Annotated in this window: 13 protein-coding genes and 1 tRNA gene; all 14 read left to right on the top strand. The window is 62.2% G+C overall.

Annotated elements, in window-relative coordinates; translation table 11 throughout:
* Positions 1 to 8: 8 nt before the first annotated feature.
* The 14 genes from secG to nuoL all read left to right on the top strand — a co-directional run bounded on the left by secG (position 9) and on the right by nuoL (position 12522).
* Positions 9 to 482, top strand: coding sequence for a preprotein translocase subunit SecG (secG, locus tag AC1POX_RS14060; protein WP_014090525.1), 474 nt, complete (start codon positions 9 to 11; stop codon positions 480 to 482).
* A 49-nt stretch (positions 483 to 531) separates the two neighbouring features.
* A tRNA-Leu gene (locus AC1POX_RS14055) sits at positions 532 to 616 on the top strand.
* A gap of 102 nt (positions 617 to 718) precedes the next feature.
* Positions 719 to 1075: an NADH-quinone oxidoreductase subunit A gene (locus tag AC1POX_RS14050; protein WP_003485539.1), complete on the top strand. Its 357-nt coding sequence runs from the start codon at positions 719 to 721 to the stop codon at positions 1073 to 1075.
* The gene (locus tag AC1POX_RS14045) at positions 1066 to 1620 is read left to right on the top strand and encodes a NuoB/complex I 20 kDa subunit family protein (RefSeq protein ID WP_005914280.1); all 555 of its coding nucleotides are present in this window, start codon (positions 1066 to 1068) and stop codon (positions 1618 to 1620) included. Before AC1POX_RS14050 ends, AC1POX_RS14045 begins: the two co-directional genes overlap by 10 nt.
* A gap of 36 nt (positions 1621 to 1656) precedes the next feature.
* Positions 1657 to 2409, top strand: coding sequence for an NADH-quinone oxidoreductase subunit C (locus AC1POX_RS14040; protein WP_008570968.1), 753 nt, complete (start codon positions 1657 to 1659; stop codon positions 2407 to 2409).
* Complete coding sequence (locus AC1POX_RS14035) at positions 2406 to 3713, top strand: NADH-quinone oxidoreductase subunit D (RefSeq protein WP_008570969.1); 1308 nt, start codon at positions 2406 to 2408, stop codon at positions 3711 to 3713. The genes AC1POX_RS14040 and AC1POX_RS14035 overlap by 4 nt, the downstream gene beginning before the upstream one ends.
* Positions 3710 to 4237, top strand: a complete 528-nt coding sequence (gene nuoE, locus AC1POX_RS14030; protein WP_003485548.1) for an NADH-quinone oxidoreductase subunit NuoE — start codon at positions 3710 to 3712, stop codon at positions 4235 to 4237. Before AC1POX_RS14035 ends, nuoE begins: the two co-directional genes overlap by 4 nt.
* A gap of 3 nt (positions 4238 to 4240) precedes the next feature.
* Positions 4241 to 5575 carry an NADH-quinone oxidoreductase subunit NuoF gene (nuoF, locus tag AC1POX_RS14025; RefSeq protein ID WP_372356297.1) on the top strand — a complete coding sequence of 445 codons (1335 nt, stop codon included), beginning with the start codon at positions 4241 to 4243 and terminating at the stop codon, positions 5573 to 5575.
* Positions 5572 to 7806, top strand: coding sequence for an NADH-quinone oxidoreductase subunit NuoG (gene nuoG, locus AC1POX_RS14020; protein WP_372356296.1), 2235 nt, complete (start codon positions 5572 to 5574; stop codon positions 7804 to 7806). Before nuoF ends, nuoG begins: the two co-directional genes overlap by 4 nt.
* On the top strand, positions 7803 to 8894 hold the full coding sequence (gene nuoH, locus AC1POX_RS14015) for an NADH-quinone oxidoreductase subunit NuoH (protein WP_008570972.1): 1092 nt from the start codon (positions 7803 to 7805) through the stop codon (positions 8892 to 8894). The genes nuoG and nuoH overlap by 4 nt, the downstream gene beginning before the upstream one ends.
* Before the next feature lie 3 nt (positions 8895 to 8897).
* On the top strand, positions 8898 to 9386 hold the full coding sequence (gene nuoI / locus AC1POX_RS14010) for an NADH-quinone oxidoreductase subunit NuoI (protein WP_003485557.1): 489 nt from the start codon (positions 8898 to 8900) through the stop codon (positions 9384 to 9386).
* Positions 9387 to 9390: 4 nt separating this feature from the next.
* Complete coding sequence (locus AC1POX_RS14005) at positions 9391 to 10053, top strand: NADH-quinone oxidoreductase subunit J (RefSeq protein ID WP_008570973.1); 663 nt, start codon at positions 9391 to 9393, stop codon at positions 10051 to 10053.
* On the top strand, positions 10050 to 10355 hold the full coding sequence (gene nuoK, locus AC1POX_RS14000) for an NADH-quinone oxidoreductase subunit NuoK (RefSeq protein WP_005914274.1): 306 nt from the start codon (positions 10050 to 10052) through the stop codon (positions 10353 to 10355). The genes AC1POX_RS14005 and nuoK overlap by 4 nt, the downstream gene beginning before the upstream one ends.
* 7 nt (positions 10356 to 10362) lie before the next feature.
* On the top strand, positions 10363 to 12522 hold the full coding sequence (gene nuoL / locus AC1POX_RS13995; RefSeq protein ID WP_372356295.1) for an NADH-quinone oxidoreductase subunit L: 2160 nt from the start codon (positions 10363 to 10365) through the stop codon (positions 12520 to 12522).
* The last annotated feature ends 19 nt before the right edge of the window (positions 12523 to 12541 follow it).

Below are 12541 nucleotides of genomic sequence, written 5' to 3'. Positions count from 1 at the left end.
ATTTCGAAATGCTGATGTTGATCCTCAATGTGGTCTACGTGCTGGTCGCCCTGGCGATGATTGCGCTGATACTGATGCAGCGTGGCGCAGGTGCGGCGGCCGGTTCCGGCTTCGGTGCCGGCGCGTCCGGCACCGTGTTCGGTTCGCAGGGTGCGTCGAACTTCCTGTCCAAGTCGACCAAGTGGCTGGCGGTGGTGTTCTTCAGCATCAGCCTGTTCATGGCGTGGTACGCCACGCACGGCGCACGTCCTACGGATCAGAACCTGGGTGTGATGTCGCAGTCGGCAACCCCGGCTCCGGCCGCCGCCGGCGAGCTCACCCAGCCGTTGCCGCAGGCCCCGGCCGCAGGTGCGGTGCCGACCGCTCCGTCGCAGCCGGCTCCGGCCGCTGCCCCGGCAGTGGCGCCTGCGCAGTCCGCACCGGCGCAGCCGGCGCCTGCAGCAAGCGAAGAAAACGCTTCAGAACCAGCACAAAAACGCTGAAGCCGGTTACAATACGCTGCGCACTGGGATGCCCAGCGGCGCAACGTATGCCCAGGTGGCGGAATTGGTAGACGCACTACCTTGAGGTGGTAGCGACTTAGGTCGTAGGGGTTCGAGTCCCCTCTTGGGCACCATTGTTTGGCTGCAGTTCCTGCGCATCGCTTGTCGCGCGCGGGGTCTGCCTACACCCCATGCCGGCACGCGGCGCGTGCGGGCAGAGGCAAGAGAGAATCGCTGTGCTGGCCGAATATTTGCCGAGTCTGCTGTTTCTGATCGTCGCCACCGGTATCGGCATCGTGCTGATGTTGGTCGGTCGATTCCTCGGTCCGCGTAGCCCGGACCCGCGCAAGCTCTCGCCTTACGAGTGCGGCTTCGAAGCCTTCGAAGACGCGCGCATGAAGTTCGATGTGCGCTACTACCTGATCGCGATCCAGTTCATCGTGTTCGATCTGGAAATCATCTTCATCGTGCCGTGGACGCAGGTGTTCATGGAGATCGGCGCACGTTCGCTGGTCACCATGGGTCTGTTCGTCGGCATGTTGTTCCTCGGCTTTATCTACGTGTGGAAGAAGGGAGCGCTGGAATGGGAGTGATTCAGACCCTGGATAGTCTGATGACCAACCCGATGCCGGAAGGCCGGGTGGAGGACATCCTGCGCCCGGAAGGCGAAAACCCGTTGCTCGAAAAGGGCTACGTGACCACCAGCGTCGATGCGCTGCTGAACTGGGCGCGTACCGGCTCGATGTGGCCGATGACCTTCGGTCTGGCGTGCTGTGCGGTCGAGATGATGCACGCGGGCGCCTCGCGCCTGGATCTGGACCGCTACGGCGTGGTGTTCCGCCCGTCGCCGCGCCAGTCCGACGTGATGATCGTGGCCGGTACCCTGGTCAACAAGATGGCCCCGGCGCTGCGCAAGGTCTACGACCAGATGCCCGATCCGAAGTGGGTCATCTCGATGGGCAGCTGCGCCAACGGCGGCGGCTACTATCACTATTCGTATTCGGTGGTGCGCGGTTGCGACCGCATCGTGCCGGTGGACATCTACGTCCCGGGCTGCCCGCCGACCGCCGAGGCGCTGGTCTACGGCATCTTGCAGCTGCAGAAGAAGATCTGGCGTACCCAGACGATCGCGCGCTGACACCCGTCTTCTTCTACCGAGAGCAGCCAAGCCCCCATGGCAGAGCAAGCATCCTCCTTCACTGACCGACTTGCGGCACGTTTCGCCGGTGCGCAGATTGCCGTGGCATTGCCGCGCGGCGAAGTGACGCTGGAAGTCGCGGCCGCCGATTGGCACGCCACCTGTCTTGCACTGCGTGACGAGCTCGGTTTCGAACAGCTCAGCGACCTGTGTGGCGTCGATTACCTGGGCTACGGCAGCGACGAGTGGGATACCGCCGACGTGTCGTCGCAGGGCTTCAGTCGCGGCGTCGAAGGCAAGGCCGTCGGCCGTTTCGCCTGGGGCGAGTTCCCCAGCCAGGAAAGCTCTTCCGGCGCGCAGCCGCAGCAGCTGCCCAAGCAACGTTTTGCGGTGGTCGCACAGCTGATTTCCTACCAGCACAACCAGCGTCTGCGCGTGCGTTGCTACGCACCGGACGAGCAGGTGCCGGTGGTGGCGTCGTTGACCGATATCTGGCCGGGCGTGAACTGGTTCGAGCGCGAGGCGTTCGACCTGTTCGGCATCGTGTTCGATGGGCACCCGGACCTTCGCCGCATCCTGACCGACTACGGATTCGTCGGCCACCCGTTCCGCAAGGACTTTCCGCTGATCGGCAACGTCGAAGTGCGTTACGACGAGGAGCGCAAGCGCGTTGTATACGAGCCGGTGACCTCGGTCGAGCCGCGCGTCGGCGTGCCGCGCGTCATTCGCGACGATGCCCGTTATGAGACTGCCGCTGGTGAAGTGGGCAAGTCGGAGACTGCCAAGTGAGTGAGTTCCGCCAGGCAACCGATGCCTTCGCGAGCAATCCTGTCGAAAGCAAGCAGGAAATCCGCAATTACACGATGAACTTCGGCCCGCAGCATCCTGCGGCGCACGGCGTGTTGCGCCTGATCCTGGAAATGGATGGCGAGACCGTGGTGCGTGCCGATCCGCATATCGGCCTGCTGCACCGTGGCACCGAGAAGCTGGCCGAGTCCAAGCCGTTCAACCAGTCGGTTCCGTACATGGATCGTCTGGATTACGTCTCGATGATGTGCAACGAGCACGCCTATGTGCGCGCGATCGAATCCCTGATGGGGATCGAAGCACCCGAGCGTGCGCAGTACATCCGCACCATGTTCGACGAGATCACCCGCATCAAGAACCATTTGATGTGGGTCGGTTCCAATGCGCTCGATCTGGGTGCGATGGCGGTGATGCTGTATGCATTCCGCGAGCGCGAAGAACTGATGGACGTCTACGAGGCGGTCAGTGGCGCGCGCATGCACGCGGCCTACTACCGTCCCGGCGGCGTCTACCGCGATCTACCCGATCGCATGCCACAGTACAAGGAGTCGCGTTGGCACAAGGGCGGGGCGCTGAAGAAGCGCAATGCCGGTCGCGAAGGCACCATGCTGGACTTCCTCGAGGAGTTCACCAATACCTTCCCGGCACGCGTGGACGAATACGAGACCCTGCTGACCGATAACCGCATCTGGAAGCAGCGTACCGTCGACGTCGGCATCATCAGCCCGGATCTGGCACGCGCCTGGGGCATGACCGGTCCGATGTTGCGTGGCTCGGGCATCGAGTGGGATCTGCGCAAGAAGCAGCCCTACGCCAAGTACGACGCGGTGGATTTCGATATCCCGGTCGGCACCAACGGCGACTGCTATGACCGCTACCTGGTGCGCGTGGCCGAGATGCGCGAATCCAACCGCATCATCAAACAGTGCGTGAAGTGGCTGAAGGCCAACCCGGGCCCGGTCATGGTCACCAATTTCAAGGTCGCTCCGCCCAGCCGAGAAGGCATGAAGGACGACATGGAAGCGCTGATCCATCACTTCAAGCTGTTCAGTGAAGGCTATTGCGTGCCGGCCGGCGAAACCTATAGCGCGGTGGAAGCGCCCAAGGGCGAGTTCGGTTGCTACCTGATGTCCGACGGCGCCAACAAGCCGTTCCGCGTGCATCTGCGCGCGCCGGGTTTTGCGCATCTGTCGTCGATGGACGCGGTGGTGCGTGGCTATTTGCTGGCCGACGTCGTGGCGATGATCGGTACTTACGATTTGGTTTTCGGTGAGGTTGACCGATGAAGGCGACGGGTAATTTCGAAGCGGCGCGCGACGTCGATCCGCAGGTGGTGCTGAGCGACAAGACGCGCGCCCACATCGATCACTGGCTGACCAAGTTCCCGCCGGACCGCAAGCGTTCGGCGGTGCTGCAGGGTCTGCACGCCGCGCAAGAGCAGAACCAGGGCTGGCTGACCGACGAATTGATCGTGGGCGTAGCCAAGTACCTGGAGCTGCCGCCGGTATGGGCTTATGAGGTCGCCAGCTTTTACTCGATGTTCGAGACCGAACGCGTCGGCCGCCATAACGTGGCGTTCTGCACCAATATCAGCTGCTGGCTCAATGGCGCCGAGGATCTGCTGGCCCACGCGGAAAAGAAGCTGGGTTGCAAGCTGGGGCAGTCGACGGCCGATGGTCGCGTCTACCTCAAGCGCGAAGAAGAGTGCCTGGCTGCCTGCTCCGCGGCGCCGATGATGGTCATCAATGGCCACTATCACGAGCATCTGACGAAAGAAAAGGTCGACGCGCTGCTGGACGGGCTGGAGTAAGACATGGCACATCATCACGCACTCTCAGGCCCGGTCGGTCCGGCGCCGCAGCCGCATCAGGTCGTCTACACGACCCTGCACTACGACACTCCGTGGTCGTATGAGAGCTATCTGAAAACCGGTGGCTACGCCGCGCTGCGCAAGATCCTCGAAGAGAAGATCCCGCCGGCCGATGTTATCGAAATGGTCAAGGCGTCGAACCTGCGCGGCCGTGGTGGTGCGGGCTTTCCGACCGGGTTGAAATGGTCGTTCATGCCCAAGGGCACGATGCAGAAGTACATCCTGTGCAATTCGGACGAATCCGAGCCGGGCACCTGCAAAGACCGCGACATCCTGCGCTACAACCCGCATTCGGTGGTGGAGGGCATGGCGATCGCCTGCTACGCCACCGGCTCGACGGTGGGCTACAACTACCTGCGTGGCGAATTCCACCACGAGCCGTTCGAAAACTTCGAGCTGGCGCTGGCCGATGCCTACGCCAACGGTTGGTTGGGCAAGAACATTCTCGGCAGCGGCGTGGATATCGACATCTACGGTGCGCTGGGCGCTGGTGCGTACATCTGCGGCGAAGAAACCGCATTGATGGAATCGCTGGAAGGCAAGAAGGGCCAGCCGCGCTACAAGCCGCCGTTCCCCGCGAATTTCGGCCTGTACGGCAAGCCGACCACCATCAACAACACCGAGACCTATGCGTCGGTGCCGGCGATCATTCGCAATGGCCCGGAGTGGTTTCTCGGTTTGAGCAAGACTAAGAACGGCGGCCCGAAGATCTTCTCGGTGTCCGGTTGCGTGCAGAAGGGCGGCAATTTCGAGGTGCCGCTCGGCACCACCTTCGACGAACTGCTGGAAATGGCCGGCGGGCTGCGCCCGGGTCGCAAGCTCAAGGGCGTGGTGCCTGGCGGCGTGTCGATGCCGGTGCTGAAGGCCGACCAGGTGGCTGGCCTGCAGATGGACTACGACACCTTGCGTGCGCTCGGCACCGGCCTGGGTTCGGGTGCCATCGTGGTGCTGGACGACAGCGTCTGCTGCGTGCGTTTCGCCTGCCGCATCTCGCAGTTCTTTCACAAGGAATCCTGCGGCCAGTGCACCCCGTGCCGCGAGGGCACCGGCTGGATGCATCGCGTGCTGGAGCGCATCGTCGCCGGCAAGGCCACGATGGAAGACCTGCATCAGCTGCGCACCGTCGCTGGCCAGATCGAAGGCCATACCATCTGTGCGTTCGGCGAAGCGGCGGCATGGCCGATTCAAGGCTTCCTGCGCCAGTTCTGGGACGAGTTCGAGTACTACATCGTCAACGGTCGTTCGATCGTCGATACGCAAGTCGGAGTGGCTGCATGAGCGCCCAACCAGTGAACCCGAACGTGCCACCGGACCATGTGACCGTCGAGATCGACGGCCAGAGTCTGGTCGTGCCGAAGGGCTCGATGATCATCCAGGCGGCCGACAAGGCCGGCATCCCGATTCCGCGCTTCTGCTACCACGAGAAGCTGCCGATCGCGGCCAACTGCCGCATGTGCCTGGTCGATGTCGAAAAGTCGCCCAAGCCGTCGCCTGCCTGCGCCACGCCGGTGATGGACGGCATGAAGGTCACCACGCGTAGCGAAAAGGCTTTGAAGTACCAGCGCAGCGTGATGGAATTCCTGCTGATCAACCACCCGCTGGACTGCCCGATCTGCGATCAGGGCGGCGAGTGCGAACTGCAGGACGTTTCGCTCGGTTACGGCCGTTCGGTCAGCCGGTTCAACGAGCGCAAGCGGGTAGTGCCGGACGAGGACATCGGTCCGCTGGTCGCCACTGAGATGACCCGCTGCATCCAGTGCACCCGTTGCGTGCGTTTCACCGCTGATATCGCCGGCACTTACGAGCTGGGCGGCATGTATCGCGGCGAAAACCTGCAGATCGGCACCTACGACGGCAAGCCGCTGACCACCGAGATTTCCGGCAACGTCATCGACGTCTGCCCGGTGGGCGCGCTGACCAACAAGGTGTTCCAGTTCCGCGCGCGTCCGTGGGAACTGATGGCGCGCGAATCGCTGGGTTACCACGATGCGATGGGTTCGAACCTGTTCCTGCACGTGCGTCGTGGCGAAGTGCTGCGCACCGTGCCGCGTGAGAATGAGGCAGTCAACGAATGCTGGCTCTCCGACCGCGACCGTTATTCGCATCAGGGCCTGTATGCCGAAGACCGTGCGGTCAAGCCGCTGAAGAAGGTTAACGGGCAGTGGACTGAAGTGAGCTGGGCCGAAGGTCTGGCCGCCGCCACGCAGATCCTGCGCGAAAACGCCGGCGATCAGCTCGGGGTGTTGGTGCATCCGTCCACGTCCAACGAAGAAGGCGCATTGCTCGCGCGTCTGGCCGAAGGTCTGGGCAGCGGCAACCTGGACCACCGTTTGCTCAACCGTGATTTCTCCGACGCTGCGGTAGCCGAAGCGTTTGCCACGCCGCTGGCGGAGATCGAACAGGCTGACGTGGTGGTGTTGTTCGGCACCAATGTGCGGCATGAGCTGCCGTTGCTGCACGCACGTCTGCGCAAGGCGCATATCCAGAACCGTACGCAGATTCACTCGGTCAACCCGGTCGACTTCGATTTCGCCTTCACCCAGGCCAGCCGCACCGTGGTGGCGCCGTCGCAGTTGGCGGGTGCACTGAGCGATGCGACGCTGCGCGATGCGGTCAAGGCTGCAAGCCGCGCCGTGATCGTGGTCGGTGCGTTGGCCGAAAATCATCCGCAGGCTGCCGCGTTGCGTGCCGCTGCACGCGACTTCGCTGCCGCAACCGGCGCATCGTTGTGCCGCATCCCGCAAGGCGCCAATGCCGTGGGTCTGGTGGCGCAGGGCGTGCTGCCGACCGCGCGCGATGTCGCCGCCATGCTGGCCCAGCCGCGTCAGGCGTACATGCTGTACGGCATCGAGCCAGGCCTGGATTTTGCCGACGCCGCCGCTGCACGCAGCGCGCTGGCAGGCGCCAAGGTGGTTGCCTTCAGCCAGTTCGCCTGTGCGTCGACGCGCGATGTGGCCGATGTGATTCTGCCGATCGGTGCGTTACCGGAGATCGATGCATCGCTGACCAATCTCGATGGCCGCGTACAGACTGCACGTGCTGCTGGCCGCCTGCCGGTCGAAGCGCGCGAGGGCTGGCGCGTGTTGCGTGCACTTGGCGGTGAACTGGGTCTGCCCGGTTTCGAATTCATCGACCTGGTCGGCCTGCGCGCCGGCATGCAGAACCGCAACGTGACGCCAACGGCGTCGGCGCAACCAGCGGCCGCCAGCAACGGGCTGGAAGTCGCTGCAACTGCTGCGATTTACCGCACCGATGCGGTGGTGCGTCGGGCCGCTGCGCTGCAGTCGCATCCGCTCAACATCGCGCCGTGCGTGGCGATGCATCCGGAGCAGGCGACGCAGTTGCAGGTCCAGGCTGGTCAGATGGTCAAGGTCGGTACCGATGCCGGTAAGGCAACGTTGCCGGTGGTGCTGGACAAGCGCGTCGCACCGGGCACGGTGTGGATCGAATCCGGCCATGGCGCAACCGCGCCGCTCGGTGCCGGTCGTGTAACGGTGGTGGCTGCATGAACGAATTGTTGTTGAACCTGGTCGACCCGTTGCACCAGTGGTTCCTGGGGCTGGGCGATGGCGGCGTGGTGCTGTGGTCGGTATTGAAGATCCTGCTGATCGCCGTGCCGGTGATCGTGGCGGTGGCCTTCTACGTGGTCTGGGAGCGCAAGCTGATCGGCTGGATGCACGTGCGCCATGGGCCCATGTACGTGGGTATGGGCATCTTCCAGGCCTTCGCCGACGTCTTCAAACTCCTGTTCAAGGAAATCGTGCAGCCAACCAGCTCGCACAAGGCGATGTTCGTCATCGCACCGCTGCTGACACTGGCGCCGGCCTTCGCCGCATGGTCGGTGGTGCCGTTCGATGCGAAGCTGGTGTTGTCCAATGCCAACGTCGGCCTGCTGTATCTGCTGGCGATGACCTCGCTGGGCGTGTACGGCATCATCCTGGCTGGCTGGGCATCGAACTCGAAATACGCCTTCCTGGGCGCGATGCGTTCGGCCGCGCAGGTTGTCAGCTACGAAATCGCGATGGGCTTTGCGCTGGTCGGTGTGATGATTGCCTCCGGCAGCGTCAACCTGAGCCAGATCGTGTTCGCGCAGGCCGGCAACTCCGGTTTCTTCGACTGGTTCCTGATTCCGCTGTTCCCGTTGTTCATCGTGTACTGGGTTTCTGGCGTCGCCGAAACCAACCGCGCGCCGTTCGACGTGGTGGAAGGCGAATCGGAAATCGTCGCCGGTCACATGGTGGAATATTCCGGCGGTGCGTTCGCCCTGTTCTTCCTGGCCGAATACGCCAACATGATCCTGGTCAGCTTCCTGATCTCGATCTTCTTCCTCGGCGGTTGGTTGAGCCCGATCCAGGGCTGGGTCAATGCGGACGTTTCGCCGTGGATCGACTGGTTGTGGAAGGGCGGCTGGCCGTGGCTGCTGATGAAGGTGTTCTTCTTCGCCAGCGCCTATATCTGGTTCCGCGCCAGCTTCCCGCGTTACCGCTACGACCAGATCATGCGTCTGGGCTGGAAGGTCTTCATTCCGCTCACGATCGTGTGGATTGCAGTGACGGCGTTGATGGTGTTTTACGGCGTGATCCAGAAGGGCGTGTAATTGATGAACAAGATCACCCATTACTTCAAGAGCTTGCTGCTGCTCGAGCTGCTCGGCGGCTTGTGGCTGACGTTGAAATACACGTTCAAGCCCAAGTACACCGTGCTGTATCCGATGGAGAAGTTCCCGCAGTCGCCGCGCTTTCGCGGCCTGCATGCGCTGCGCCGTTATCCCAACGGCGAAGAGCGTTGCATCGCCTGCAAGCTGTGCGAAGCGGTGTGCCCAGCGCTGGCGATCACCATCGACTCGGCCAAGCGCGAAGACGGCACCCGCCGCACCACGCGCTACGACATCGACCTGTTCAAGTGCATCTTCTGCGGCTTCTGCGAAGAAAGCTGCCCGGTGGACTCGATTGTCGAAACGCACATCCTCGAGTACCACTTCGAGAAGCGTGGCGAAAACATTGTCAACAAGCCGCAGCTGCTGGCGATCGGAGACCGGTTAGAGACCGAGATCGCCGAGCGTCGCGCTGCCGATGCCGCCTTCCGTTGAGGTCATGATGGACTGGGTCACTCTTGCTTTCTACGCCTTCTCCGCCGTCGCGGTCGTGTCCGCCGGTGCGGTGATCAGCGTGCGCAACCCGGTATACGCCGTGTTGTGCCTGATCCTCACGTTCTTCTCGATGGCATGCATCTGGCTGCTGGTCGGGGCTGAATTCCTCGGCGTGACGCTGGTGCTGGTCTATGTCGGCGCGGTGATGGTGCTGTTCCTCTTTGTGGTGATGATGCTGGATATCGATACCAGCCGCTTGCGCGAGGGGTGGGTCAAGTACATGCCGCTCGGCGTCATCGTGGCGGTGGCCATGCTCGCGCAGATGGTCACGTTGATCGGTGTCAAGGCGCGCAGCGCCACGCCGTTCCCGGCAGACAACGCAGCTGCGCAAGCGGCTGACAGTTCAAACCTGACCTGGTTGGCCAAGAGCCTGTACACCGAATTTCTGCTGCCTTTCGAATTTGCCGCGGTGATCCTGACGGTGGCGGTGGTGGCTGCAGTGATGCTGACCCTGCGCAAGCGCACTGGCATCAAGTTGCAGAATGCCGGCGAGCAGTCCCGGGTCAAGGCGGGCGACCGTCTGCGCATGGTCAAAATGGCGGTTGAAAAGCCGGTACAGGTTGCGCCGCAAATCGACGCGGCCGACGGACAGGAGGCGAAGTCTTGATTACCTTGGGCCACCTGCTTGGACTGGGCGCGGTGCTGTTCTGCATCTCGCTGGCCGGCATCTTCCTCAACCGCAAGAACGTCATCGTGCTGCTGATGTCGATCGAGTTGATGTTGCTGTCGGTCAACGTCAACTTCATCGCGTTCTCGCGCGAGCTTGGCGATACCGCCGGTCAGTTGTTCGTGTTCTTCATTCTGACGGTTGCCGCTGCGGAGGCTGCAATCGGCCTTGCGATCCTGGTGACTCTGTTCCGCACGCGCCGCACGATCAATGTGGCCGAAGTCGATACGTTGAAGGGCTGACCTGTAGATGGAAATCACTCTCTCCAAGAGTCTGTTGATCGCAGTGGTGCTTGCACCGCTGGTCGGCAGCATCATCGCCGGCCTGTTCGGGCGCCAGGTCGGGCGCAAGGGCGCGCAGTACGTCACCATCCTCGGTGTTGCGGTCAGCTGCGTGCTGTCGTGCCTGACGCTGTATCAGCTGGTGGAGCAGGGCGCCAGCCCGTTCAACCAGAACCTCTACACATTCTTTGATGTCGGCAACTACTCGGCACATGTCGGCTTCATGGTCGACCGCCTGACTGCGATGATGATGGTGGTGGTGACCTTCGTGTCGCTGTTGGTGCACATCTACACCATCGGCTACATGGAAGAGGACCCGGGTTACCAGCGCTTCTTCAGCTACATCTCGTTGTTCACCTTCTCCATGCTTACGCTGGTGATGAGCAACAACTTCCTGCAGCTGTTCTTCGGCTGGGAAGCGGTGGGCCTGGTGTCGTACCTGCTGATCGGTTTCTGGTTCAAGCGCCCGACTGCCGTGTTCGCCAACATGAAGGCGTTCCTGGTCAACCGCGTCGGCGACTTTGGCTTCATCCTCGGTATCGCCGGCGTCCTGTTGTGGTTCGGCTCGTTGGATTACTCCACCGTGTTCGCCAACGCGACCACCATGGCCGGCGCCAAGGTGCAGCTGTTCGCGGGCCACGAATGGAGCGTGATGACGCTGATCTGCATCTGCCTGTTTATCGGTGCGATGGGCAAGTCGGCCCAGGTGCCGTTGCACGTGTGGCTGCCGGACTCGATGGAAGGCCCGACACCGATCTCGGCGCTGATCCACGCCGCAACGATGGTGACCGCCGGCATCTTCATGGTGGCGCGTATGTCGCCGCTGTTCGAGCTGTCGGAAACAGCGCTGAACTTCATCCTGTTCATCGGTGCGACCACAGCCTTCTTCACCGGCCTGATCGGTATCGTGCAGAACGACATCAAGCGCGTGGTGGCGTACTCCACGCTGTCGCAGCTGGGTTACATGACCGTGGCATTGGGCGTGTCGGCCTATTCGGCAGCCGTGTTCCACCTGATGACCCATGCCTTCTTCAAGGCGCTGCTGTTCCTGGCGGCCGGCTCGGTGATCATCGGCATGCACCACGAGCAGGACATGCGCAAGATGGGTGGCCTGCGCAAGTACATGAAGGTGACCTACTGGACCAGCGTGATCGGTACATTGGCCTTGGTTGGTACGCCGTTCTTCTCCGGCTTCTACTCGAAGGACACCATTATCGAGGCGGCTGCGCATCATGCGCATGAGTCGCATGGCTGGATCGCAACCTATGGCTACTGGGCTGTGCTTGGCGGCGTATTGGTGACCAGTTTCTACAGCTTCCGTCTGCTGTTCCTGACCTTCCACGGCAAGGAGCGGTTCCGCGACGCCCATGCGCACGACGCGCATTCGCATCACGACAGCGCGCATACCGATGCCGAAGCGCAGGTTCACTCGCACGATGCGCATGGCCACGACACGCATGGCCACGACGATCATGGACATGGTCACCATGGTGCCCACGAGCCGCATGAGTCCAAGTGGGTGGTAACACTGCTGTTGGTCTTGTTAGCAATCCCCTCGATCGCGATCGGCTTCTTCACGATCGGTCCGATGTTGTTCGGAACCGACTGGCAGGGCCACCATGCAGCACACGCTATGCAGGGCCAGGCAGTTTCGTTCTTCACTGGCATCGTCGATTTCTACGATCCGGCACGCGATACCGTTGGTGCATTGGCCGAAGAGTTCCACGGCCCGGTTGCTTTCGCACTGCACGGCATGATGGCCGCTCCGTTCTTCCTGACGATTGCCGGCCTGCTGCTGGCTGCCCTGTTCTACCTGTGGAAGCCGGAACTGGCCACAAAGTCGCGCAAGACATTCGCGCCGATCGTGTGGTTGCTGGAAAACAAGTACGGCTTCGACAAGCTCTGGATCAATGGCTTCGCCGGTGGTGGCGTTGTTCTTGGCAAGGCGTCACGTGCAGTCGATACCCATGTGGTCGACGGCGCTGTCGTCAACGGTTCTGCCCGACTGATCGACCTGGCTGCAAATCTGCTGCGTCGCACGCAATCCGGTTTCCTCTATCACTACGCCTTCGCAATGATCATCGGTTTGATCGCCTTGTTGGCGGTACTGATGCATTTCTGGCGTTGAACTGTACGGAATAAGAAAA

Source organism: Xanthomonas sp. NCPPB 3442 (assembly GCF_056725145.1).
The sequence above is the reverse complement of the archived record's forward strand: the minus strand, read 5'-3'. Positions and strand labels throughout refer to the sequence as shown.